The organism is Erwinia sp. V90_4 (assembly GCF_029967685.1).
In the GTDB taxonomy this organism is placed as follows: Bacteria; Pseudomonadota; Gammaproteobacteria; order Enterobacterales; family Enterobacteriaceae; genus Erwinia; species Erwinia aphidicola.
Window position 1 is genome coordinate 106,886 of sequence record NZ_JASCAQ010000065.1, and the last position, 24,816, is coordinate 131,701.

Below are 24,816 nucleotides of genomic sequence, written 5' to 3' on the forward strand. Positions count from 1 at the left end.
TCCATGGAACCCATAATCATCTTACGCCATGTCTGCCGGGCGTTTCGTGCCGGAACGCAAACCCTACCGGTATTAAGCGATATCTCACTCACCATTGGGCACGGGGAGATGGTGGCCATCGTCGGCGCTTCCGGTTCCGGTAAATCTACCCTGATGAATATCATTGGCTGCCTGGACCGCCCGACCTCCGGCGAGGTGCTGATCGATGGCGCGGCGGTACACCTGGCCGACAGCCAGCATCTTGCCGAACTGCGCAGTCGCTATCTGGGCTTTATTTTTCAGCGCTACCACCTAATGCCCTATCTGACGGCGGAAGAGAATATCGCCATGCCGGCGCTGTATACCGCGATGCCGGAAAAAGAGCGCTACGCCCGTATTCATTCCCTGGCAGACAAGCTGGGCCTGCGCGAACGCCTCCATCATCGCCCGACCCAGCTTTCAGGCGGTCAGCAGCAGCGCGTCAGCATCTGCAGGGCGTTAATCAACGGGGCGCAGGTCATCCTCGCCGACGAGCCGACCGGTGCGCTCGATAGCGTCAGCGGCAAAGCTCTGATGGACGTACTGCATCAGCTTCATGCCGCAGGTCACACGGTGATTATCGTCACCCATGACCACCAGATTGCCCGCCAGGCGCAGCGGGTGATTGAGATCCGCGACGGCAGAATCATCAAAGATGCCCGTCAGACCCGGCCAGCTACGCCCGTCTCCCTGCCTGAGCAGGATAACGGGCGTGCCTCGCTGACGCGCAGTCTGACGGAATCTTTCCGCATGGCCTGGCGCGCCCTGCGCGGACACCGCATGCGCGCCTTTCTCTCCATGCTGGGGATTATTATCGGCATCTCCTCCGTTGTCTCCTCCATGGCCGTGGGTGAAGGCGCCCGTCAGACCATCATGAATGAAATTGGTAAGTTCGGCACCACCACGCTGGAAATCCATCCCGGTAGCGGCTGGGGCAATCAGCGCCCGGATATGACACGTGCTCTGTCAATGGATGATGTCAGCAGCCTGGAAAAACTCCCGTGGGTGGTGGGCGTCTCCCCGCTGCTGAGCAGCATGACGACAGCCGTGCGCAAAGGCTACGACGCTTCCGTCATGCTGAACGGCGTGTCGCAGAACTACTTTGCCTTACAGGGACTGCAGTTCGTACAGGGACACGGCTTTGGCGCACGGGATGTGGTTGAAAGCGAACCGGTGTTGATCCTTGATGAAACCGGCCGTGATGCCCTCTTTCCGGATGGTGAAGATCCGCTAGGGAAGATCGTACAGATTGCCGGGGCGCCGTGGCGCGTGATCGGCGTGGCCTCACGCCCCGGGCCGAAGATGATCGGCGGTTTTGTCAGCGGCTGGATACCCTACACCTCGCTACAGCAGCGCATCACCGGCGACAAACCGCTCGAAGCCATCACACTGCGCTTTCAGGAGACGCTGAAGCCCGCCGAAGCGACGCGCAGAGCGGTGGATCATCTGGTACGCAGTCATGGCAAAAAGGATTTTTTTACCCAGACCGACGATAAGCTGGCAACGGCACTGCAAAAAACCTCGGACTCGATGTCGCTGCTGATTACGGCGATTGCCGCTATTTCGCTGCTGGTCGGCGGCGTCGGCGTCATGAATATCATGCTGGTATCGGTTACGGAACGCACCCATGAAATCGGCATTCGCCTCTCTGTCGGTGCGCGGCCGTCGGACATTATGAATCAGTTTCTGATCGAGGCCGTCACCATCTGCGTGCTGGGCGGGCTGGCAGGCATCGCCGGTTCGTGGCTGGTAGGTACGCTGTTTTCTCTGATAACGGATGAGTTCACGATGGTTTTTACCCTCTTCCCGCTGGTCATCGCCTGCCTGTTTTCCGCGGCTATTGGAGTGACGTTCGGCTATTTTCCGGCGCGCAGAGCTGCCCGACTTAACCCGATGGAGGCGCTGGCGCGAGAATGAAGATCCCCGCCTTACTTACCGCGATATTGCTGCTGAGCGGCTGCGGTCATCTCGGCAAGAGTGACTATCAGCGCCCGCTGCTTTCACTGCCCGAGCGCTGGCCCGCTGTGGATCGGTCCGATCGGTTCGATCGGCGGTATGACAACTGGTGGGAACGTTTCGACGACCCCACGCTGTCGCGCATCATCACGCAGGTTCTGACCACTAATAACGATGTGGCCGCCGCGGCCATTACCCTGCAGCAGGCGCGCGTGGCCGCCGGGCTAACCGCCACTAACCTGTCGCCGAACGTGGAGCTGACCGGCAGTGCCAGCAACAGCCAGCACCTGCGCGGCGCCGCCGCGACCAGCGAGAGCTACAGCAGCCAGTTAAGCCTGAGCTACGAGCTGGATCTGTGGGGCAAGCTGGCGCGTATTCGCGAGCAAAGCGAATGGCAGGCCGTCGCCAGCGCTGAGGACTATCAGGCCACGGTGCTCTCCACCATTGGCACCACCGCGCAGCTTTACTGGAACATTGCCCTCTATAACCAGCAGATCCGCAACCGGCAACAAAGCCTGGCGATCTCGCAACAGACGGCGCAGCAGGTGGCATCCTGGTTCCGGGCAGGCAAGGTCGGACAGCTGGATGTGCTGCTCTCTCAGCAGGCGCTGATTGAGCATCAGAACCAGCTGCGCACGCTGCAGCAACAGCGTGAAAACGCGCGCAATGCGCTGGCGCTGCTGCTTAACCGCCCTGCGGAGCAGCACACGGCGGAGGCCGACTTCCTGCTGCCCAGCCAGCGCGTGCCGGTGCGGGAAAAAACGCCGCTGCAGGTGATTGCCCATCGCCCCGATATTCAGGCGGCTGAGTCACGCCTGCGCGCGGCACTGGCGGGCTATGACGCCTCGCGTCTGAGCTTCTACCCTTCGCTGTCGTTAAATGCTGCTCTGAATGCCGGAAGCCAGGCGTTCAGCCAGTGGTTCCGCGACCCCGTTCGCACCGTCGGCACGTCACTCGCGCTGCCCTTTATCCAGTGGAATACCACACAGCTCACCGTCAGGCAGTCGGGGCTGGCGATCCAACAGGCGGCCATCACTTTTCGCCGCACCGCGTATACCGCTCTCGCCGAGGTGGATAACGCGATGGAGAAGCGCCTCAGCGCCGCGGAGCAGCGCAGCCGCCTGCAGCAGTCGCTGTCGCTGGGCCGCCAGCGTTTAACCCTGACTGAAAGCCGCTATCGCGCTGGCGCGGTGGATTTTAAAACGCTGCTGGACGCCCAGGACGATCTGCTGACGCTGGAAAATACCCTTGCACAAACGCAATACGATTACCTCTACGCCACGCTTCAGCTCTGGCTGGCGCAGGGGGGTGGCAAAACGCAATACAGGATATTAAATAATGACGTTAAATAATCAGGGAAAACGCGTGGTTGTGACCGGATACGGTGCCGTCACGCCGCTTGGCGCAACGGCAGCAGCTAGCTGGCAGTCGATCATGGAATACCGCCGGGGCTACCGCTACGTGGATAAAACTGAGCTGGGCATTCATACCCGTTTTCTCGGGCTGATCGATGAGGAGCCAAGCCTGAAAGGTGTACCCGCAGCGATCCGCCGTAAGCTGCCGCGCTTTGCGCGTCTGACGGTCGGCGCAGCGCGCCAGGCGATGGCGATGGCCTTTGGTGAGGCGCTGCCGCGGGCATTTTATTCTGCGCTGGATTGTGGGGTGATTATGGGAACAGGCTGGGCGGGACTGGATGAAAGCTACAGCGCCCAGGAGGAGTTTGCCACCACCGGCGTCACCTCGCCGTTTAACTGTTTCTTCGCGATGCCCAGCGTGACCACGGCCGCGTGCAGCCAGTTCTGGGGGCTAAGCGGCTATCAGAATACGGTTATTGCTGCCTGCGCCACCGGTACAATGGTGATTGGCGATGCCTGCGAGGTGATCCGCAGCGGTAGAGCAAAAATGATGCTGGCCGGCGCCGGAGAGTCGCTGACCAGCCACTGTGCGGTGTGGAACATCGACGTTCTGGGGGCGTTAAGTAAGGAGCAGTCCGATCCACAACGCGCCAGCTGCCCGTTCAGCGCCCACCGCAGTGGGTTTGTGCTCTCCGAAGGCGCGGCGGTACTCTGCCTTGAAGAACGCGAAAGTGCCCTGGCGCGCGGCGCAACGATCCTCGGGGAGATCACCGGTTACGCAAACTTCTCCGATGCCTGGGACTTCACGTCGCCCGCCGGGGATTGTCTCGCGCGCGTTAAAACCATTACTGAAGCCCTGCATCAGGCGCAGCTGGCGCCCACGCAGCTGGACTATATCAATGCTCACGGCACTTCAACGCCGCTGAACGATCTCAATGAAACCCAGGCGCTGAAGATGGCGCTCGGTGAGGCCGCGTATGCGATCCCCGTCTCCAGCACCAAGTCCTACTCGGGCCATCTCATCTCCGCTGCAGGCGTTTTTGAAAGCATTGTTTGTCTGCAGGCGATGGCACAGAGCACCATGCCGGCAACCGCCAACTATCAGCAGCCGGACGAGCTCTGTGACCTCGACTATATCGTTGAGGGACATCGCGCCGGGAACATTCGCCGCACGCTGAACCTGAGCTTTGGTTTTGGGGGAGCCAATGCGGCACTGATTCTGGAAAAACACCCATGATGCCGCTGCACTACACCCTGAGCGATGCACACGGCTGGGCAGGCTTCTCCGGGGATTACAATCCTGTCCATTTCGACGCGTCCTGGGCAAAAAAACAGGGCGCAGCGCATCTTAGCGTACACGGCATGCGCGCGTTACTTGATGTTAAAGCCGCAATCAGTCCATCTGCCAGCGATGCCCCCCTGCTGAAATGCACGGTGCGCCTGCGCAGACCGCTGTGGTGTGACATGCCCTATCAGCTGATACGCGATGAGAAAAAAGCGGCAGCGGCCATCGTTCGCGACCCGACCAGCGGAGAAACCTGTCTCACCTGCCAGATCGCACCCACCGCTGCCCTGCCGGACGTCGACAGCGTCAACGTCAGCCGCGGCGAGCTGGATCGCCCCACGCTGACGCGACTTCAGCAGAAGTTTGCCTCGCTTTTACCTGCCGGACAGCGCTGGCACTTCCTCGACGCGCTGCTGTTTCGCCACCTGATTCAGGATGAGGCGCTGCTTCGTCAGGAGGCCGTCGCCGCTATGCTGCCGCAGGGCACGACGCTGGAAGCCCTGTTCGCCCACATTCCCGTGATTCAGACGCATCAGGAAAGCCTTTTTGACCACCGCCTGCTGGCAGACTGGCATCCGCACGACCCGGCAGAAAATCTGACGCTGGAAACGCTGCCGGTGATGGTCATCGGCGATCTTCAGCAAGGTGCGATTATTCGTATTGCAGCCAGAACTCACTCGCGCAATCACTTTATCAGCACTGCCGTCACTCTCAAGATTGGCCCGGTGGCCATAGCATAAATAAGGATAATATTATGACTGTATACCGCAAAATCAGCGAAATGATCTGCGATGCAAAAGATCTGGAACCCGGCGAAATCACGCCAGAAACGACGCTGCCACAGCTTGAGCTGGATAGCCTGGATTATGTCGAACTCATGGTGCTGGCAAAGCGCGAGTTTAAGGTCACGCTGACGGCCGATATGTTTATCAATCATCCCTTTATGACCCTCAAAGAGCTTTGTCAGCTTATTGAGCAGGAGATGGCGCGTTAATATGACCAACAAATGGATATTGATAACCGGCGGCAGCCGGGGAATAGGCAAGGCGCTGGTTATGCACCTGCTGACCGAGTGGAACATCGTCTTTACCGGCCGCAGCGCAGAGAGCATTGCGCCGACGCTGGCGCAGGCACGGAGTATGGGCACCGACACCTGGGTTGAAGGAGTATGCTGCGACGGCACGGATGACGGGCGCGTCGCGCAGGTCGCCGGGTCGTTACTCGAACAGTTTGGCGCACCGCACGCCATTATTCATAACGCGGGGATCGCCCGCGATGCCCTGCACATTCATCAGAATGCGCAGGACTGGCGCGCAATTCTTGATAACAATCTGGTCTCAGTGATGAACTGGCACCAGGGGCTGCTTGCCGAGATGATGACGCAGGGAAGCGGTTCGATCGTGCTGATGTCGTCCGTCACAGCGCTTCAGGGCAACAGCGGGCAGACGGCCTATGCCGCCAGCAAGGCGGCGATGATTGGCATGGCTCGTTCGCTGGCGCGGGAGGTCGGCCGGTTTGGTATTCGGGTCAACTGCCTGGCCCCGGGATTAATCGCCAGCGAAATGATTGAGGCTGTGCCCGCCGCGAAACTGAAAACGATGCGGCAAAATATCGCGCTACGGCGGCTGGGCGATCCTGTGGATGTGGCCCAGGCCGCCGCCTTTCTGATTGGTGATAACAGCAGCTATTTAACCGGGCAGACGCTGGTGCTTGACGGTGGGCTCTCGGCCTGATTAACCCACGCCGCGAAATAGCTGATTTCGCGGCATCATCAGCTGTGATTGAGCCCACCGTTTGCGGTTAACCTGCTGCACCTGGACAGAGAATTTCCTGTTAGCGCAGCGAGGGGATTAACTGTGGGCCTCCGCTGGATTGCGTAGGCAACCGAACTGCGGAAAGGTATTATTGCCGAACAAAATGACACTATCCCCGACACGCTTAAGGAAAATAATTTTTTCCTTCTGCCTCATACCGAAAAGCAAGCCCGAGACCAGCCCATCATCAATATTGTCTGTGTCGTCGCGCACAGTGTCGAGGCTGACAACTTTATAGAGGTCGGCCTTAAGATTATAGCGTTTATACGCTAGCTCAATCGTGCGGGCGATAATATACTTTTTGCTTTGGTGAGTGAGCAGGCCATCCATTTTAATAAACAGTTTATCACCTTCAACATGGACAAACATGACGCCCTGGGCACGAATCACCTCATTATTTACATTTTGAGTCATGGTGAATGGCGTTTCACAGATAAAAACGGGATCCTTGGAAAAATAAATTACTCCGCCTACCGACAGCAGACAGGTAATAATTGCAAGCAAAGCTGACAGCTTAAGCATTGTGAATCTCTCTTATATACTCACTGGTACAACGATTGCCATTTCGTTCGCATTCAACCATCAAAATTTGAACGTGGTAACCTAAATCACTTTCTATAACCTGACTGTAAAGATAGATTTTTTTTGGCACCGAGCAGTCCAGCACTCTTCCGGACAAAGAAAAAGCGTTATGAATATCCTGCATTGACATGGGAAGATAGACATAAAAACTGCATTGATTCAGTGACATCTTTGAGGGAATTAATTCTGTGATGTGCTCTTCCACCCTGAAGAAAAAGACAATAAATGCTAAAAAAACAACACTCCCTCCGGCCATAAAATAGATCCGACCCGCGATGAGCTTTTCGTATAAATAAGGCAGCCATCGTTGATTGACGGCTACACTGGGAGCGTTGACTTCTTCATTAATTACCGCATGTTCCGAGATCGTAAACCCAACGCGAGGAACAGTAATAATAATCTCCTGTTCGATCCCCAAATCATGTAAATTTTTTCGCAGTATTGAAATATATTGATTCAAATTACTGTTAGAAGCCCGTGCGCCAAACTTATCAAAAATAGACTGAAAAATCTCATCGCGCGCTAATACCTCTCCGGAATGCGTCAGCAATGCAGCCAGCAGGCGCGCCGATGTTTGGGATAACTCGATACAATCTCCCGTGAGCAGATTGACAAGTAAAGCCTTTTCGGTATCAAAAATAACTACGCCTTCGATATTGAATCTCATATTCTCCTCCAAACTTAGATTTACTGAACACCCAAAAACAGAACAATAAAATAAAAAAATGATAAATTTTAGATAAAACTTCTGATTCAAGCTTCATTTCACGTTAATGTTGCTAACGAATTACTGGGATCTCATACTACGAGCTTCCTTTGAAGCCCATGGAGTAGGCAAAATGAAAACCTCTGTATGTTCTTACAGTTCAGGTGAGTTACGCAAAGGTCACCACAATCATCTTAAAAATCTGCTTATGCTGGCAATGGAAATGGGTATTAGCAATGTCGAGATTAAAAAGGTTAATATCCCCGAACAGATCTTTATTCTCAACTCGTTAAAAGAGCACTCTTCTGAGGGGTTGTCGACAAGAGAAATTGCCGACCTATGCGGCATTTCCATTTACAAAGTCAGACATTTGCTTCTCCCGTTAGAACAACGCGGCTGTGTGAGCAGAGATAAAATAAAAAAGTATCATAAATGGTACTTACTCAAGGACCAACAGGATCTTAAAATATTGCAGCGATGAATGTTCCCTCTTAGAACAGAAAATCACGTTATATTCATCGCATTTAGAGCATTAAGAGCCGTTGCATCCAAAATGGGGTGCAACGCTCTTTCATTTAAATTGTAATTATTAATAACATCCTGTCTAAGACGGATGATTTAACTTTAAAAAACACCCCTGCCCATCAGCACATTTTTTAACCTTCCTGGCTTTTATTTTCATCATAAAAATAAAAAGAGATGAGGAGTTGTTATTATCTCCGCCATCCTCCCCTGCCGTGACATCTTGAAAATCCGCATTGACAGAGAGTAAATAGCGCTATTAATTTATCCTTTACACTACGCGATGATTTCCTCATCATCGCCTTATGGTTATGTATTTTTTGTAGAAAAATGGATGCCTGCCAGGCTTACAGGGGGCCCCTCCTCTTCCAACCCGATGGATAACTCACTATGACCGAGCCGCTGCTGATTGCCCAGACCACCGAACACCAACTGCACCTGCTGCCCGCTATGGCCAACCGTCACGGGCTGATCACCGGGGCGACCGGCACCGGAAAAACCGTCACGCTGCAAAAGCTGGCGGAGAGCTTCTCCAACATCGGCGTGCCGGTGTTTATGGCCGATGTAAAGGGTGACCTGACCGGCATTGCCAAAGAAGGTGCGGAGTCGGAAAAGCTCAGCGCCAGGCTGGCAAAAATCGGCGTCAGCGGCTGGACGCCGCAGAGCAACCCGGTGGTGCTGTGGGATATTTTCGGCGAGCGCGGCCACCCGGTGCGCGCCACGGTGTCCGACCTTGGCCCGCTGCTGCTGGCGCGCCTGCTGAACCTTAATGAGGTGCAGAGCGGCGTGCTGACCATCATCTTCCGCGTGGCCGATGACCAGGGGATGCTGCTGCTCGACTTTAAAGATCTGCGCGCCATGACGCAGTACATCGGCGACAACGCTAAAGCGTTCCAGAGCCAGTACGGCAACATCAACAGCGCGTCGGTCGGGGCGATCCAGCGCGGGCTGCTGGCGCTGGAGCAGCAGGGTGCGGAGTATTTCTTTGGCGAGCCGATGCTGGATATCAAAGACTGGATGCGCACCGATGCCGACGGCAAAGGGGTGATCAACATCCTCGCCGCCGAGAAGCTGTACCAGATGCCGAAGCTGTATGCCACCAGCCTGCTGTGGCTGCTGTCGGAGCTGTACGAGCAGCTGCCGGAGGCGGGCGACCAGGAGAAACCCAAGCTGGTGTTCTTCTTCGACGAGGCGCACCTGCTGTTTGATGAAGCGCCCGCCGTTTTGCTGGATAAAATTGAGCAGGTGATCCGCCTGATCCGTTCCAAGGCGGTCGGGGTGTACTTCGTGTCGCAGAACCCGGCGGATATTCCCGATGCGGTGCTCGGCCAGCTGGGGAACCGCGTGCAGCACGCGCTGCGCGCCTTTACGCCGAAGGATCAGAAAGCGGTGAAGGTCGCCGCACAGACCATGCGCGCCAATCCGGCGTTTGATACTGTCACAGCAATTCAGGAGCTGGGCACCGGCGAAGCGCTGATCTCCTTCCTGGATGAGAAAGGCAGCCCGTCGGTGGTGCAGCGCGCCTCGGTCATCGCCCCCGGTTCGCGCATGGGGCCGGTCACCGACGATGAGCGTAACGGGCTGATCAATCACTCGGCGCTGTCGGGCAAGTATGAAGAAGCGGTCGATCGTGAGTCGGCTTACGAGCTGCTGCAAAAAGGGGTGCAGGCAGCCACCGACAACGCCAGCGCGCCGGCGGCGAAAGGCGATGCGGTGGCGGTCGATGACGGCATTCTCGGCGGGCTGAAGGATATCCTGTTTGGCAGCACCGGGCCGCGCGGCGGCAAGCGCGAAGGCGTGGTGCAGAGCGTGGCAAAAAGCGCCGCCCGGCAGATCACCAATCAAATCATTCGCGGAGTATTGGGCAGCATTATGGGCGGCCGCCGCAAGTAGGGAGTTTATGGATAAGGAACTGGAACTGCGGCAGGCCAGGCGCCTGCCGCTGATACTGCTGGGCGTGGCGGCGCTGCTGTTTATCGCCACGGTGGTCTGGCCGCTGTACTACCCGCCAAACCTGTGGATAGCCGGGCTGAAGGCGGTGTCGGAGGCGTCGATGGTTGGCGCGCTGGCCGACTGGTTTGCGGTCAGCGCACTGTTTCGCCGCGTGCCGATCCCGCTGGTTGGCCGCCACACCGCGATCATTCCGCGCAACAAGGACCGCATCGCTGATAACCTCGCGCTGTTCGTACAGGACAAATTCCTCAACACCGAGTCGCTGCTGGCGCTGATCCGCCGCCACGATCCGGCGCAGATTATCGCCCGCTGGCTCAGCAGCGCTGAGAACACCGCCCGCCTCAGCGGCTATCTGCTGAAGATGGTGCGCGGCTTTCTCGACCTTGCCGATGACCAGCGTATTCAGGCATTCATGCGCCGCGCCATCCACAAGGCGATCGACAAAGTGGACCTCACGCAGTCGGCCGCGATGATCCTGGAAAGCCTGACCAAAAATAACCGCCACCAGCAGCTGCTGGACGATGCGCTGGCGCAGGTATTGCAGCTGATCAACAAGCCCGGCACGCACGAGTTTATCGCCCAGCAGGTGGTGCGCTGGCTGAAGCGCGAGCACCCGCTGAAGGAGAAGATGCTGCCGAGCGAGTGGCTGGGCGAGCAGAGCGCTGGCGTGGCGGCGAAAGCGGTGCAGTCGATCCTCAGCGAGATTGAAAATGATGAGTCGCACCAGCTGCGCCAGGGCTTTAACCGTGCGGTGCAGCGGCTGATTACCCGCCTGCGCACTGACGCGGAAATGGCAGAAAAAGCGGAGGAGATTAAAACCTACCTCAAGCAGGACGAGGCGCTGAACGGCTATATCAGCCAGCTGTGGCGCGATCTCAGAGCCTGGCTGAAGGCCGATCTCGACCGTGAGGACTCACAGCTGCACGCCAAAGTGAGCGCCGCCGGGCAGTGGTTTGGCGAAACGCTGATGCAGGACAGCGCGCTGCGCAGCTCGCTTAATCAGCATATGGAGGACGCCGCCAGCAGCGTGGCGCCGGAGTTCTCGGCGTTTCTCAGCCGCCATATCAGCGATACGGTAAAAAGCTGGGATGCTAAAGATATGTCACATCAGGTGGAGCTGAATATCGGCAGCGATCTGCAGCGCATCCGCATTAACGGCACGCTGGTCGGCGGGGTGATTGGTTTGATTTTGTATCTGCTGTCGCTGTTGCCGCTGGTGCTGTAAGAAAAAAGGGCTGACCGGTAAAGAGGGTCAGCCCCTACAGGGGACAGTGAACGGTGCGCCATCATCACGGGCTGACCGGAAAAGAGGGTCAGCCCCTACAGGGGGCTGTGAACGGTGCGCCGTCGTCACGGGCTGACCGAAAAAGAGGATCAGCCCCTACAGGGGGTAGTGAACGGTGCGCCATCATCACGGGCGGCACGTACCGATCTTGTAGGGGTCGACCGCTTTTCTGGTCGACCCGCAACCCAACAATTACCTGCGTTTCAACAGCATATACACGCTGATGGCGAAGAACGCCGCGCTGGGCAGCAGCGCGCCGAGGATCGGCGGGATGTTATACACCAGGCTCAGCGGGCCGAAAATCTGGTCCAGCACGTAGAACAGGAAGCCAAAGCTGATCCCGGTCACCACGCGCATCCCCATCGACACGCTGCGCAGCGGTCCGAAGATAAACGACAGCGCCATCAGCATCATCACCGCCACCGACAGCGGCTGGAAGATTTTGCTCCACATATTCAGCTGATAGCGCCCGGACATCTGGCCGCTCTGCTTCAGATACTTCGAGTAGTTATACAGGCCGGTGATCGACAGCGCCGCCGGGTCCAGCGCCACCACGCCCAGCTTGTCAGGCGTCAGGGTGGTTTTCCACTCGCCGGTCAGCGTCTGGCTGCCTCTCACCTGCTGCGGGTCAGTCAGATCTGATTCATCTACCTGCGCCAGCGCCCACGCTTTTTTATTCGCATCGTACTTGGCCGATGCCGCGTAGCGTACCGACTGCAGGCGGCGCTGCTGGTTAAAGCTGTAGATGCTGATGCCCGCCAGCTGGTTGTCGTCGCGAATACGTTCAATAAAGATAAAGTTATTCCCGTCCTTCGCCCACAGCCCGCTCTGCGTGGAGAGCAGCGAACCGCCCACCAGCTGCTGCGCACGGTAGTTACGCGCCATCTGCTCGCCCTGCGGGGCAACAAACTCACCAATCGCCATGGTCAGCAGCACCAGCGGGATGGCGGTTTTCATCACCGAAGCGGCAATCTGCATACGGGTAAAGCCGGATGCCTGCATCACCACCAGCTCACTGCGCTGAGCCAGCGTTCCGAGGCCCAGTAGCGCCCCCAGCAGCGCCGCCATCGGGAAGAAGATCTCGATATCTTTCGGCACGCTGAGGATGGTGTAGAGCCCGGCGCCGAGCGCGGTGTAGTCACCCTGCCCGGTTTTACGCAGCTGATCGACAAACTTAATGATGCCGGAGAGCGACACCAGCATAAACAGCGTCGCCATGATGGTGTTAAAAATCGTTTTACCGATATATCTGTCAAGAACGCCAAACATCAGACCGATCCTCCGCGAGTAAAGCGCGCGCGCAGGCGGCGCATCGGTACGGTATCCCAGGCGTTCAGCACTATCGCCAGCCCCAGATAAGCCAGGTTAACCACCCACATCCAGAGTGCCGGGTCGAGGCGCCCTTTGCCGCCGCTGGAGCGTAACGAGCTCTGCAACAGGAAGAAAATCAGGTAGAGCAGCATGGCGGGCAGCATCGACAGCACGCGCCCCTGGCGTGGGTTGACCACGCTGAGCGGCACCACCATCAGCGCCATCACCAGCACCGAGAACACCAGCGTCAGGCGCCAGTGCAGCTCGCTGCGGAAATCGGGTTTATCGGACTGCCACAGGGCTTTCATGCTCATCTGCTCGGAATCATTGGGATCCAGAATCGCTTCCTGATGGCCGACAATCGCCTGATAGTTCTTGAAGTCGGTAATGCGGAAGTCGCGCAGCAGCGCGGTGCCTTCGAAGCGCGTGCCGCTATCCAGCGTCACCACCTGGGAACCATCGGCACGCTGCGACATATGGCCATGATCGGCCACCACCACCGACGGGCGGGCATTGCCCTTCGGCCGCATCTGCGCCAGGAACACGTTGTCAAAGGTGTTGCCTTTGGTGTTCTCGATAAACAGCACCGACTGGCCATCGCCCGACTGCTGGAACTGCCCGGCCGCGAGTGCAGCGGCACCCGGGTTGGCTTTGGCGTTCTGCATCACTTCGCTTTGATAGCGCGAGGACCACGGCCCGAGGAAGCCAACGTTGACCGCTGCCACCAGCGCGGTAAACAGCATCAGGATCATCGCCGCCTTCACCAGCACGCTTTTGCCTAAACCGCAGGCGTGCATCACCGTGATTTCACTCTCGGTGTATAACCGGCCAAGCGTCATCAAAATGGCTAAAAACAGGCTTAACGGCAGGATAAGCTGCGCCATTTCCGGCACGCCAAGGCCCAATAATGTGAGTACTAAATTTGTTGGAATCTCGCCATCCACCGCGGCTCCCAAAATCCTGACTAACTTCTGGCAAAAGAAGATCAGCAGCAGGATGAACAGGATAGCCAACTGGCTTTTGAGCGTTTCCCGAACCAGATATCTAATGATGATCACGCTGAGTACGCCTGTGAAAACTTGTCTTTTTGCAGGAAAATCGCTAGTTTCATCGCTTACACGCCATTTTTTCTATCAATGGCCCAAGTCATAGCTAAAATAGTATGACAACAATCGCGTTCTGGTGATGCAAAAAAAAACTTATTATCACCAAAACTCAATCTGACAGCGACATATTGCACCAGCGCTATACGGTACGAAAGCGGTCCATTCTAGCCGGAGCAAGCGCCGTTGTCTTTAAGATTCAGGAGAGTGCATGGAGTTCAGTGTAAAAAGCGGTAGCCCGGAAAAACAGCGCAGTGCCTGTATTGTAGTGGGCGTGTTTGAACCGCGCCGCTTGTCACCGATTGCTGAACAGCTCGATAAAATCAGCGATGGCTACATCAGTGCCCTGCTGCGCCGTGGTGAACTGGAAGGAAAAGTCGGTCAGACGCTGCTGCTGCATCATGTACCGAACATTCTCTCTGAGCGCATCCTTTTGATCGGCTGCGGCAAAGAACGTGAGCTGGACGAGCGCCAGTACAAGCAGGTTATTCAGAAAACAATTAACACTCTGAATGATACCGGTTCGATGGAAGCCGTCTGTTTCCTGACCGAGCTGCACGTAAAAGGTCGCAATACTTACTGGAAAGTGCGTCAGGCGGTGGAAACCTCCAAAGAGACGCTGTACAGCTTCGACCAGCTTAAAAGCAACAAGGTCGAGCCGCGCCGTCCGCTGCGTAAAATGGTGTTCAACGTGCCAACGCGCCGTGAGCTGACCAGCGGCGAGCGCGCTATCCAGCACGGCCTGGCCGTTGCGGCGGGCGTAAAGGCAGCGAAAGATCTCGGCAACATGCCGCCAAACATCTGTAATGCCGCATACCTGGCCTCGCAGGCGCGCCAGCTGGCGGATGCGTGGAGCAATATCACCACCCGCGTGATTGGCGAGCAGCAGATGAAAGAGCTGGGCATGAATGCCTACCTCGCCGTCGGAGCCGGATCGCAGAACGAATCGCTGATGTCGGTGATTGAGTACAAGGGCAACCCGGATGCGGATGCGCGCCCAATTGTGCTGGTCGGTAAAGGCGTCACCTTCGACACCGGCGGGATCTCGCTGAAGCCGGGCGAAGCGATGGACGAGATGAAGTACGATATGTGCGGCGCGGCGTCGGTGTACGGCGTGATGCGCATGGTGGCCGAGCTGGGCCTGCCGCTTAATGTGGTCGGCGTGCTGGCAGGCTGTGAGAACATGCCTGGCGGCCGCGCCTATCGCCCGGGTGACGTACTGACCACCATGTCCGGCCAGACGGTGGAAGTGTTGAACACCGATGCCGAAGGTCGCCTGGTGCTGTGCGATGCCCTGACCTACGTTGAGCGTTTCGATCCGGACGTGGTGATCGACGTGGCGACCCTGACCGGCGCCTGCGTGATTGCGCTCGGCCACCATATCAGCGGCCTGCTGTCGAACCATAACCCGCTGGCGCACGAGCTGATTGGCGCGTCCGAGCAGGCGGGTGACCGCGCATGGCGTCTGCCGATGGCCGATGAGTATCAGGAGCAGCTGGACTCCAACTTTGCCGATATGGCCAACATTGGTGGCCGTCCCGGCGGTGCGATTACCGCGGCCTGCTTCCTGGCGCGCTTCACCCGTAAGTACAACTGGGCACACCTCGACGTGGCCGGTACGGCCTGGCGCTCCGGCAAGGCCAAAGGCGCAACGGGTCGCCCGGTCGCCCTGCTGTCGCAGTTCCTGCTTAACCGTGCGGGTCTGAACGGCGACGATTAATCGTTAAGCCTTTGCAGGGGCCAGGTATGCCTGGCCCCTGCGGAAACCACCGAACCCAATTGGCATCATTATGAAAAACGCAACTTTCTATCTGCTGGAAACCGACACCCCGGTTGACGGGCTGAGCGCGCAGGAAGCGCTGGTCTGTGACCTGGCCGAGGCGCGCTGGCGGGAAGGGAAACGCGTGCTGGTCGCCTGCCAGGATGAAGCCCAGGCTATCCGCCTGGATGAAGCCCTGTGGCAGCGTCCGGCCAGCGCCTTTGTGCCGCATAATCTGGCGGGTGAAGGCCCGAAATATGGCGCACCGGTCGAACTGGCCTGGCCGCAGCGGCGCGGAAACTCGCCGCGTGACCTGCTGATCAGCCTGCTGCCGCAGTTTGCAGATTTTGCCACCGCTTTCTATGAAGTGATAGACTTCGTTCCCTATGAAGCATCCTTGAAACAGCTGGCGCGCGACCGCTACAAAGCGTATCGCAGCGTTGGATTCCACTTGAATACGGCAACGCCGCCCCTTGCCTAAGACATAGCAGAAATGGAAAAGACATATAACCCGCAAGATATCGAGCAGCCGCTCTACGAGCACTGGGAACAACAGGGCTACTTCAAACCGAATGGCGACACCAGCCAGGAAAGCTTCTGCATCATGATCCCGCCGCCGAACGTCACCGGTAGCTTGCATATGGGGCACGCCTTCCAGCAGACCATCATGGACACCATGATCCGCTACCAGCGCATGCAGGGTAAAAACACCCTGTGGCAGGCGGGTACCGACCATGCGGGCATCGCCACGCAGATGGTGGTTGAGCGTAAAATCGCCGCCGAAGAGGGCAAAACCCGTAAAGATTACGGCCGTGATGCGTTCATCGAAAAAATCTGGCAGTGGAAGGCCGAGTCTGGCGGCACTATCACCCGTCAGATGCGCCGTCTGGGCAACTCCGTGGACTGGGAGCGCGAGCGCTTCACCATGGATGAAGGCCTGTCGAACGCGGTGAAAGAAGTGTTCGTGCGCCTGCACAAAGAGAACCTGATCTACCGCGGCAAGCGCCTGGTGAACTGGGATCCGAAGCTGCGCACCGCGATTTCTGATCTCGAAGTGGAAAACCGCGAGTCGAAAGGCTCGATGTGGCACATCCGCTACCCGCTGGCCGACGGCGTGAAAACCGCTGACGGTAAAGATTACCTGGTGGTCGCCACCACCCGCCCGGAAACCGTACTTGGTGATACCGGCGTGGCGGTCAACCCGGAAGATCCGCGCTACAAAGATCTGATCGGCAAATTCCTCGTGCTGCCGCTGGTCGGTCGCCGCATTCCGATTGTGGGCGATGAGCATGCCGATATGGAGAAAGGCACCGGCTGCGTGAAGATCACCCCGGCGCACGACTTCAACGACTACGAAGTGGGCCGTCGTCACAAGCTGCCGATGATCAACATTCTGACCTTCGACGGTGATATCCGCGAAAGCGCCCAGGTTTACGACACCAACGGCGAAGAGTCTGACGCCTGCGACCCGACCATCCCGGCGGCGTTCCAGAAGCTGGAACGCTTCGCGGCGCGTAAAGCGATTGTCGCGGCGATTGATGCACTCGGCCTGCTGGATGAGATCAAACCGCACGACCTCACCGTGCCTTACGGCGACCGTGGCGGCGTGGTGATCGAGCCGATGCTGACCGACCAGTGGTACGTGCGCACCGCTCCGCTGGCGAAAGTGGCGGTAGAAGCGGTGGAACAGGGTGATATCCAGTTCGTGCCGAAGCAGTATGAGAACATGTACTTCTCCTGGATGCGTGACATTCAGGACTGGTGCATCTCCCGCCAGCTGTGGTGGGGCCACCGTATTCCGGCCTGGTACGATGCCGAAGGCAACGTCTATGTGGCGCGCAGCGAAGCAGAAGCGCGTGCGGAAAACAACATCGCGCCCGAGGTGGTGCTGACCCAGGACGAAGACGTGCTCGACACCTGGTTCTCCTCCGGCCTGTGGACCTTCTCCACCCTCGGCTGGCCGGAGAACACCGAAGCGCTGCGCACCTTCCACCCGACCAGCGTGCTGGTCAGCGGCTTCGATATCATCTTCTTCTGGATTGCGCGCATGATCATGCTGACCATGCACTTCATCAAGGACGAAGACGGTAAGCCGCAGGTGCCGTTTAAAACCGTCTACATGACCGGCCTGATCCGCGACGACGAAGGGCAGAAAATGTCCAAGTCGAAGGGTAACGTGATCGATCCGCTGGATATGGTTGACGGGATTTCGCTGGAAGACCTGCTGGAAAAACGCACCGGTAACATGATGCAGCCGCAGCTGGCGGAGAAGATCCGCAAGCGCACCGAGAAGCAGTTCCCCAACGGCATTGAGCCGCACGGCACCGATGCCCTGCGCTTCACGCTGGCGGCGCTGGCCTCAACCGGCCGCGACATCAACTGGGATATGAAGCGCCTGGAAGGTTACCGCAACTTCTGTAACAAGCTGTGGAACGCCAGCCGCTTTGTGCTGATGAACACCCAGGAGCACGACTGCGGCTTCAACGGTGGCGAGCTGGAACTGTCGCTGGCGGACCGCTGGATCCTCGCGGAATTCAACGAAACCGTGAAGGCCTACCGCGGCGCGCTGGACAGCTACCGCTTCGATATCGCCGCCAACATCCTGTATGAGTTCACCTGGAACCAGTTCTGCGACTGGTATCTGGAGCTGGCGAAGCCGGTGATGAACGGCGGGACTGAAGCTCAGCTGCGCGGCACGCGTAATACGCTGGTGACGGTTCTGGAAGCGTTGCTGCGCCTGGCGCACCCAATTATTCCATTTATTACCGAAACCATCTGGCAGCAGGTGAAAGTGCTGAAGAACATCAGCGATGACACCATCATGCTGCAGCCGATGCCGGAGTTCAGCGCAAGCCGCGTTGATGCCGCTGCAATGGCCGACACCGAATGGCTGAAGCAGGCTATCGTCGCGGTGCGTAATATTCGCAACGAGATGAATATCTCCCCGGCTAAGCCGCTGGACGTGCTGCTGCGCGGCGCCAGTGCTGACGTGGTGCGTCGCGTTAACGACAACCACAACTTCCTGAAAACCCTGGCGCGCCTTACCACGCTGGCGCTGCTGCCAGCGGGTGAAAAAGGCCCGGTTGCCGTGACCAAGCTGGTTGACGGTGCTGAACTGCTGATCCCGATGGCGGACCTGGTGGATAAAGCGGCGGAGCTGGAGCGTCTGGCGAAGGAAGTGGCTAAAGTGGAAGTGGAGATGGAAAAAATCACCACCAAGCTGGGCAACGAAGGGTTTGTGGCGCGCGCACCGGAAGCGGTGGTGGCGAAAGAGCGCGAGCGCCTGGCCGATTTCGAGCAGGCTAAAAGCAAGCTGATTGAGCAGCAGGCGGTTATCGCCGCGTTGTAATCGCGGCCGGTGTGAGACTGGCGGGCGGACCGGAAAAAAGGGTCCGCCCCTACAACACCCGTAGGGGCGCGGCATGCCGCGCCCTTTTTTATTGCCGCGATCCGTCCTGAATCGCCCTGATGCGCGCAGGCATATCCGGGTGGGTACTCATCCATTCCGGCAAACTCAACCCGCCGCTCACCTTCTCCCCCGACTGCGCCAGCTGCTGATAAATCTGCACCATCGCCGCCAGAGAGCGCCCCTGCGCCTTCATCTGTGCCACCGCGTACTCGTCCGCTTCGCGCTCCATACTGCGCGAGAACTGCAGCTGGTTAACAAAGGCGGCGGACTGCAGCAGCGTATCGCCGATGCCGCTGACGTCCCCGGTTAGCCACAGATAGCTGAGGCTGACCAGCGAAGAGCGCACCAGCATGCGCATCGGGTGACGGTAAGCGTGATGGCCGATTTCGTGCAGCATCACCGCCGCCAGCGCATCGTCGCTTTTCGCCATCTGCACCAGCTCATCGCTGATAATCAGCGTGCCGTCCGTCAGCATAAAGGCGTTGGGACCGCCGGAGAAATGCATCACCTTCAGCCGCAGCGGCGTCGGGTCATCTTTCATCTCAGCGGGCACGGTGGCGGCGAACAGGCCCTGTATGCGCTTAAGCTGCCCGGGCGTCAGCTGCCCGCTGCTAAAGCCGCTGTTTTGTAGCAGGGTGAAAGTCTGCTGCCCCACCTGACGCTCAACGTAGCTGGGGATATGGCGCGCCAGCACGCTGCTGACGGCGGGCAGGATCACCCAGACATATAGCGCGATAGCCGCCAGCGTGGCCAGCAGCATCAGGCCGACGCCGCGACGATGCTGCTCCAGCCGGTGAACCAGCCCCGGGCGATGGCGCTGCTGCCACCACTGGCGAAACGCAGCGTCATCCTGCGGCACAAAGCGGCCGCCGTCGGCAAAGGTCAGCGTCAGGGGGATGGTGCCGAGCGCAGCGGAAACCTTAACCGCGCTCAGCAGCTGGATCTGCTGCTGCCCACCCTGCTCCAGCGTCAGATGGCGCTCGCCCAGTGTGAGACGGGCAGCCTCGCGAGCTGCCCGTCCAGGGTACTGATAGTAGCCGTTCAGCTGCAGCATCAGATGCCCGGGTTAAGATCGAACGCCGCCACCACTTCTTCCGCCACGGCGGTACGCGCCGATTCGTGGTGCGCACTGATATCCAGCAGGGAGATATCGCCTTCCAGCGCGGTGGCGTTCGCCAGATAGCGCGCCAGACGAATTTCAGCAATTGGCGCACCCAGGCCCAGCGTGAAGATCACAATCAGGGTATTAGTCAGCGTCAGCGCAAGGAATGAACCTGTCGATAAAGTTGACTTAAGGCGCAGTTTTTCACCAAGCTGAGTCTGGCCGAAAACATAATTGCGCTGTGCGGCAATTAAATAGGCGGAGGAAACCAGCCCGCCGAAAATTAACACCACAAAGGTCAGGAAAATATTAAACAGATTGCCGCCCATCAGGTTGCCCATCATCGCTGGATCGCTCATGCCCATCGCGGCGGCATAAATAAGCGAAATAAACAGCGAGCCAATCAGCATCCCGGCGACAATCAGGAATGGCAGCATAATCGCGAAGCTGATTAATACCATTTTGATAAAGGTCTTTTTCTGCAGCTCAGCCTTAAAGGGCTGCTGGCCGTAAAACATATTATTGATATACAGGTCGTGATTCATTGCCGCAACCGTGCCCTGCACCGCTGCCAGCCCGGCGAGGAACAGCACAAAGCACAGCACGCCGACGGTCAGGGCCGCGCTGATATTGCCGCTGGTCGCCGCCATCATGGCAATCATACCCACCACCAGATACAGGGCGGCAATCATCAGCACCGGTGCCAGATACATGGTCCAGTAAGCGCGGCCAATGCGGCAGTGATAGTTAAAGCGCACGCCGCGGAAGCTGCTCATCAGCGCGTTGTAGCGCCAGCTGCGTACCACAATCCACGGCACCAGCGCAAAGAACGCCAGCAGGAACACCAGTGAAATGGTCGGCAATGCGGCGGAGAGAATAAAGAACAGCACCAGACCGACAAAGACAATAATGCGCCCTTTCAGAATGTCGACCGGGCGGGCATGATAATCAAAACGGTCACCGGCGATTTCGGTATTGCCATAGAAATAACGGCGGCGGCGCACGGTCGCCCAGGCGGAATAAATCCCCAGGGTAATGATGGTCAGTAATGCGTTGACCAGCCAGATAGAGAAATATTCGCCGGAACGGCCATGAAACAGCACAGCATGGCGCTGTGAAGTCGAGGTATTGTTTTCCATTAGATTTTCTTCCTGAAAATAAGAATAGTTATCTGCCAGGCAGATTATTAAAGTTAAATAAGTAGCGCGGCTATTTAAGCATGCCCCTCAGAAACGGACAATAAATAATTATCATTCAGCTTAATAGCGGTCCCTCAGGGGCGTTGCCACTGCGCAGGCATTGCATCAATACGCCACCAGTGTTATTACACTTACCTGCTGCCGAACTGCTATGAGCCTGAGTTATGACTACCGCTATAAATTCCACCCTGCTGGTGCGCCCGATCGCTGCTGCGGATAATCCCCACATTGCCGCCGTAATCCGCGCCGTGTCTGCCGAATTTGGCCTGACGGCGGATAAAGGCTATACCGTCTCCGACCCGAATCTCGATCATCTGTTTGAGGTTTACAGCGCAGCCAGCTGCGCCTATTGGGTGGTCGAACTGGAAGGGAAAGTGGTGGGCGGTGGCGGTGTCGCACCGCTGGCGGGCAGCGATGCCGATGTCTGCGAGCTGCAGAAAATGTATTTCCTGCCGCAGGTGCGCGGCCTCGGGCTGGCACGTCGCCTGGCGATTCAGGCCATGGATTACGCCCGCGAGTGCGGCTTTAAGCGCTGCTACCTGGAAACCACCGCTTCGCTCACGCGCGCAATCCGCCTGTATGAGCACCTCGGTTTTTCCCATATCGACGGGCCGATGGGCTTTACCGGCCATGTCGACTGCGAAGTGACGATGCTGAAAAGTTTGTAACCGTGGCGGGCGCACCACCCAAGCGCCCCCCAACCCTGTCAGACCGGCACGCCGCTGTGAAAGCGCAGCTGGCTGTCCGGTTCGCTGATTAAGCGCGCTTCGACCTCACCCATCTTCTGCACTCGCGCCGTGATATCCGTCGGCGAAATCAGCGCCGCCAGCGCCAGATAATCCTGATAGTGGCGCGCCTCGGAGCGCAGCAGCGAGACATAGAATGCCGCCAGCTCCCGATCGAGATGCGGCGCCAGGCTGGCAAAGCGTTCGCAGGATCGCGCCTCGATATACGCCCCGCAGATCAGCTTATCCACCAGCGTTTGCGGCTCATGGGTTGCCACTTCGCGCAGTAATCCTTTGGCATAGCGGCTGGCGGTAATGCGCGCATACGGGATGCCGCGCGCCTGCATAATCTCCAGCACCTGATAAAAGTGGTGCAGCTCCTCTTTAATCAGCAGCACCATCTTATCCACCAGCTCGTCGCCGTAAGGCACCTCTTCGCGGCTGATAATGGTCTTCGACAACCCTTTGTGCTGTTCAAGGAAGGTGAGATCGGCCTGGTCGTTGTGGACAAAGTTTTCCCACGGTTTCAGCCACGCCAGCAGCGCATCGCCGCTCTCTTTGTCGGCCACGTATTTGCGGATCAGCCACATTGCGGTCTGGGCCGCTTTCAGCTCGCACACCAGGTGGTCGGTGAGCAGCGTTGCCAGGTTCTCCGGCTGGCGCGCGGCATCAATCCAGGCTTGCGGGGTGCGGCAGTGCAGGAAGCGGGTGACGGGGGCAAGAAGGTGTTCGATGTTCATCAAAGCAAACTCTGTAGGGGTCAGGCATGCCTGACCCGTCCTGATACAAAATTAATGGCGGATGCCGTTGTCTTCGCCGTCGATCTCTTCGCCGTCTTCGTCGTCTTCCTCTTCGCCGTCGGGATCTTCGAAGTAGGTGCCCCAGCCGTCGTAGTCGACGTTAAACTTCGCCACCAGGTCAATCAGCTGCTCGACCTGCGCGTCAATCAGCTCGGCGGTCAGCGCGCTCTCACTGATGATGTCGCAGCACTGCACTTTGGTGCCATCTTCCAGATCCAGCTCTTCTGGTTCAGTCACTTCATAGCCCAGCTTGAAGGCTTCTACCGCGGCTTTTTCCAGCGCGTCGAAGCTGTCACAGGAGAGATGATGCTCAATGGTGTACAGTGCATCAGGGTCGCTGCCATCATCCAGCAGCTCTTCAATAATCAGCCGCGTCTCTTCACGCTGCTCTTCCAACAATGCTTCGTTAGCCATGATCCATTCCTCATTAGGGCGTTATTTCCAGTATTTTCCCACAGTGCCCTCCGCGCCACTACCTTTAAACAAAAGTTTCTTCACGCCGGGGTTGAAAATGCATATTCATACGGTTAAATTGAATTTTAATTCATTAAAGGTTATCCGGAGTGCGTTATGAGTCACTTATATCACCGTCACTTTCTCAGGCTGCTGGATTTCACTCCCGCTGAAATCACCGGCCTGCTGGCGCTGGCGGCCACGCTGAAGACTGACAAGAAAAATGGCGAAGAAATTCAGCACCTGAAAGGCAAGAATATTGCGCTCATCTTCGAAAAAGACTCGACCCGTACCCGATGCTCTTTCGAAGTTGCCGCATTCGATCAGGGCGCCAACGTCACCTATCTTGGCCCGAGCGGCAGCCAGATAGGCCATAAAGAGTCGATGAAGGATACCGCCCGCGTGCTGGGCCGCATGTACCATGCCATTCAGTATCGCGGCCACGGCCAGGCGCTGGTGGAGTCGCTGGCTGAACATGCCGGCGTGCCGGTATGGAACGGGCTGACTAACGAGTTCCACCCTACCCAGCTGCTGGCCGACCTGCTGACCATGCAGGAACATCTGCCGGAAAAAGCGTTCAGCCAGATGACGCTGACCTACGTCGGTGATACTCACAACAATATGGGTAATACCCTGCTGGAAGCCGCCGCGCTGATGGGCATCGACCTGCGCCTCGCCGCGCCGGAAAGCTGCTGGCCGGACGCGGAGCTGGTCGCCGAGTGCCGCAAGGTGGCGGAGAAAACCGGCGGCAAAATCACCCTGACGGCCGATATTCACGCGGCGGTCAAAGGTGCCGACTTTATCTATACCGACGTCTGGGTGTCGATGGGCGAGCCGAAAGAGGTGTGGCAGGAGCGAATTGCCCTGCTGCGCCCTTACCAGGTCAATATGGCGATGCTGCAGGCTACCGGCAACCCGCAGGTGAAGTTCCTGCACTGCCTGCCTGCGTTCCACGACGACCAGACCACGCTCGGCCAGCAGATGGCGCAGCAGTACGATCTGCACGGCGGCATGGAAGTGACGGACGAGGTGTTTGAATCAGCGCACAGCGTGGTGTTTGATCAGGCGGAAAACCGTCTGCACACCATCAAGGCAGTGATGGTGGCGACCCTGGCGCAGCCCGGCTAAATCAGCCAGAGCAAACGATTACCTGCGCGGCGATTTTCGCTTGCCGCCGCCAGGTGAATGCGTATAATGCACCCCGTTTGCCGGGAGGATGCATGAAATCAAACAGCCAGAAAAATGCCGAACTGACGCACCGTAATCGTGGCGGGCAGCATGCTTTTTCCTTCCGTGGCACTCCCGATCATCAGGAAAAGCCCCTCATTGAGGGGCTTTTTTTTGCCCGAAATTCAATGCAAATGCTTTGCTCTATAGCATTCCTGATGCAGCAAGGCGGCAACTGAGTGAATCCCCGGAAGCTTACATCAGCCAGTGACCGGGGTGAACAAAGGCAGCCAACACCGCTGGATCATGAAT

23 protein-coding genes are annotated in these 24,816 nt (G+C 57.8%); 15 read left to right on the top strand and 8 right to left on the bottom strand.

Annotated features, from left to right (window positions below):
- Positions 1-3: 3 nt before the first annotated feature.
- From QLG07_RS20695 to QLG07_RS20720, 6 genes are read left to right on the top strand one after another with little or no spacing between them, the layout of a single operon-like run.
- Positions 4-1,935, top strand: coding sequence for an ABC transporter permease (locus QLG07_RS20695; RefSeq protein WP_282470081.1), 1,932 nt, complete (start codon positions 4-6; stop codon positions 1,933-1,935).
- The gene (locus QLG07_RS20700) at positions 1,932-3,326 is read left to right on the top strand and encodes a TolC family protein (RefSeq protein ID WP_282470082.1); all 1,395 of its coding nucleotides are present in this window, start codon (positions 1,932-1,934) and stop codon (positions 3,324-3,326) included. Before QLG07_RS20695 ends, QLG07_RS20700 begins: the two co-directional genes overlap by 4 nt.
- Complete coding sequence (locus QLG07_RS20705; protein ID WP_253537564.1) at positions 3,313-4,566, top strand: beta-ketoacyl-[acyl-carrier-protein] synthase family protein; 1,254 nt, start codon at positions 3,313-3,315, stop codon at positions 4,564-4,566. Before QLG07_RS20700 ends, QLG07_RS20705 begins: the two co-directional genes overlap by 14 nt.
- On the top strand, positions 4,563-5,354 hold the full coding sequence (locus QLG07_RS20710; protein WP_187497125.1) for a MaoC/PaaZ C-terminal domain-containing protein: 792 nt from the start codon (positions 4,563-4,565) through the stop codon (positions 5,352-5,354). Before QLG07_RS20705 ends, QLG07_RS20710 begins: the two co-directional genes overlap by 4 nt.
- 14 nt (positions 5,355-5,368) lie before the next feature.
- Positions 5,369-5,608 carry an acyl carrier protein gene (locus tag QLG07_RS20715; protein ID WP_048917451.1) on the top strand — a complete coding sequence of 80 codons (240 nt, stop codon included), beginning with the start codon at positions 5,369-5,371 and terminating at the stop codon, positions 5,606-5,608.
- Between the two features lies 1 nt (position 5,609).
- A complete protein-coding gene (locus QLG07_RS20720) occupies positions 5,610-6,347 on the top strand; it encodes an SDR family NAD(P)-dependent oxidoreductase (protein ID WP_282470083.1) in 738 nt (245 codons plus the stop codon).
- A gap of 117 nt (positions 6,348-6,464) precedes the next feature.
- Here QLG07_RS20720 and QLG07_RS20725 read toward each other — a convergent pair whose 3' ends face one another.
- Both QLG07_RS20725 and QLG07_RS20730 read right to left on the bottom strand, forming a co-directional pair.
- Positions 6,465-6,950: a FidL-like protein gene (locus QLG07_RS20725; RefSeq protein ID WP_282470084.1), complete on the bottom strand. Its 486-nt coding sequence runs from the start codon at positions 6,948-6,950 to the stop codon at positions 6,465-6,467.
- Positions 6,943-7,677, bottom strand: coding sequence for a helix-turn-helix domain-containing protein (locus QLG07_RS20730; RefSeq protein ID WP_282470085.1), 735 nt, complete (start codon positions 7,675-7,677; stop codon positions 6,943-6,945). Before QLG07_RS20730 ends, QLG07_RS20725 begins: the two co-directional genes overlap by 8 nt.
- 172 nt (positions 7,678-7,849) lie before the next feature.
- Between QLG07_RS20730 and QLG07_RS20735 the strand changes: the two genes are divergently transcribed.
- The 3 genes from QLG07_RS20735 to QLG07_RS20745 all read left to right on the top strand — a co-directional run bounded on the left by QLG07_RS20735 (position 7,850) and on the right by QLG07_RS20745 (position 11,416).
- Positions 7,850-8,197, top strand: coding sequence for a FaeA/PapI family transcriptional regulator (locus tag QLG07_RS20735; protein ID WP_048918870.1), 348 nt, complete (start codon positions 7,850-7,852; stop codon positions 8,195-8,197).
- Between the two features lie 431 nt (positions 8,198-8,628).
- Positions 8,629-10,131 carry a helicase HerA-like C-terminal domain-containing protein gene (locus QLG07_RS20740; protein WP_282470086.1) on the top strand — a complete coding sequence of 501 codons (1,503 nt, stop codon included), beginning with the start codon at positions 8,629-8,631 and terminating at the stop codon, positions 10,129-10,131.
- A 7-nt stretch (positions 10,132-10,138) separates the two neighbouring features.
- Entirely contained in the window at positions 10,139-11,416 is a 1,278-nt protein-coding gene (locus tag QLG07_RS20745; protein WP_282470087.1) for a DUF445 family protein, read from the top strand.
- A gap of 252 nt (positions 11,417-11,668) precedes the next feature.
- On the opposite strand, the gene lptG is transcribed toward QLG07_RS20745, so the two are convergent.
- Together lptG and lptF are read right to left on the bottom strand one after the other, a co-directional pair.
- Positions 11,669-12,745: an LPS export ABC transporter permease LptG gene (gene lptG / locus QLG07_RS20750; RefSeq protein WP_048914532.1), complete on the bottom strand. Its 1,077-nt coding sequence runs from the start codon at positions 12,743-12,745 to the stop codon at positions 11,669-11,671.
- Complete coding sequence (gene lptF, locus QLG07_RS20755; protein ID WP_048914531.1) at positions 12,745-13,845, bottom strand: LPS export ABC transporter permease LptF; 1,101 nt, start codon at positions 13,843-13,845, stop codon at positions 12,745-12,747. Before lptF ends, lptG begins: the two co-directional genes overlap by 1 nt.
- A 256-nt stretch (positions 13,846-14,101) precedes the next feature.
- Between lptF and pepA the strand changes: the two genes are divergently transcribed.
- The 3 genes from pepA (at position 14,102) to QLG07_RS20770 (ending at position 18,998) form a co-directional block, all read left to right on the top strand.
- Positions 14,102-15,610 carry a leucyl aminopeptidase gene (gene pepA, locus QLG07_RS20760; protein WP_048914530.1) on the top strand — a complete coding sequence of 503 codons (1,509 nt, stop codon included), beginning with the start codon at positions 14,102-14,104 and terminating at the stop codon, positions 15,608-15,610.
- Between the two features lie 70 nt (positions 15,611-15,680).
- A complete protein-coding gene (locus QLG07_RS20765; protein WP_048914529.1) occupies positions 15,681-16,130 on the top strand; it encodes a DNA polymerase III subunit chi in 450 nt (149 codons plus the stop codon).
- 12 nt (positions 16,131-16,142) lie between these two features.
- The gene (locus QLG07_RS20770; RefSeq protein ID WP_048914528.1) at positions 16,143-18,998 is read left to right on the top strand and encodes a valine--tRNA ligase; all 2,856 of its coding nucleotides are present in this window, start codon (positions 16,143-16,145) and stop codon (positions 18,996-18,998) included.
- An 88-nt stretch (positions 18,999-19,086) separates the two neighbouring features.
- Here QLG07_RS20770 and QLG07_RS20775 read toward each other — a convergent pair whose 3' ends face one another.
- Entirely contained in the window at positions 19,087-20,109 is a 1,023-nt protein-coding gene (locus QLG07_RS20775; RefSeq protein WP_282470101.1) for a M48 family metallopeptidase, read from the bottom strand.
- A 2-nt stretch (positions 20,110-20,111) separates the two neighbouring features.
- Positions 20,112-21,299 carry a YjgN family protein gene (locus tag QLG07_RS20780; protein WP_282470088.1) on the bottom strand — a complete coding sequence of 396 codons (1,188 nt, stop codon included), beginning with the start codon at positions 21,297-21,299 and terminating at the stop codon, positions 20,112-20,114.
- 224 nt (positions 21,300-21,523) lie between these two features.
- Between QLG07_RS20780 and QLG07_RS20785 the strand changes: the two genes are divergently transcribed.
- Positions 21,524-22,027: a GNAT family N-acetyltransferase gene (locus QLG07_RS20785; RefSeq protein ID WP_048917313.1), complete on the top strand. Its 504-nt coding sequence runs from the start codon at positions 21,524-21,526 to the stop codon at positions 22,025-22,027.
- A 38-nt stretch (positions 22,028-22,065) separates the two neighbouring features.
- Here the strand turns inward: QLG07_RS20785 and miaE are convergent, their stop codons facing one another.
- Entirely contained in the window at positions 22,066-22,824 is a 759-nt protein-coding gene (gene miaE, locus QLG07_RS20790; RefSeq protein WP_099754124.1) for a tRNA isopentenyl-2-thiomethyl-A-37 hydroxylase MiaE, read from the bottom strand.
- A gap of 51 nt (positions 22,825-22,875) precedes the next feature.
- Positions 22,876-23,298: a ribonuclease E inhibitor RraB gene (rraB, locus tag QLG07_RS20795; RefSeq protein WP_048917315.1), complete on the bottom strand. Its 423-nt coding sequence runs from the start codon at positions 23,296-23,298 to the stop codon at positions 22,876-22,878.
- Between the two features lie 156 nt (positions 23,299-23,454).
- Here rraB and argF point away from each other — a divergent pair, with 156 nt between their 5' ends.
- Both argF and QLG07_RS20805 read left to right on the top strand, forming a co-directional pair.
- The gene (gene argF, locus QLG07_RS20800; protein WP_048917316.1) at positions 23,455-24,465 is read left to right on the top strand and encodes an ornithine carbamoyltransferase; all 1,011 of its coding nucleotides are present in this window, start codon (positions 23,455-23,457) and stop codon (positions 24,463-24,465) included.
- A 92-nt stretch (positions 24,466-24,557) separates the two neighbouring features.
- The gene (locus QLG07_RS20805; RefSeq protein ID WP_187498591.1) at positions 24,558-24,743 is read left to right on the top strand and encodes a hypothetical protein; all 186 of its coding nucleotides are present in this window, start codon (positions 24,558-24,560) and stop codon (positions 24,741-24,743) included.
- Positions 24,744-24,816: the final 73 nt, after the last annotated feature.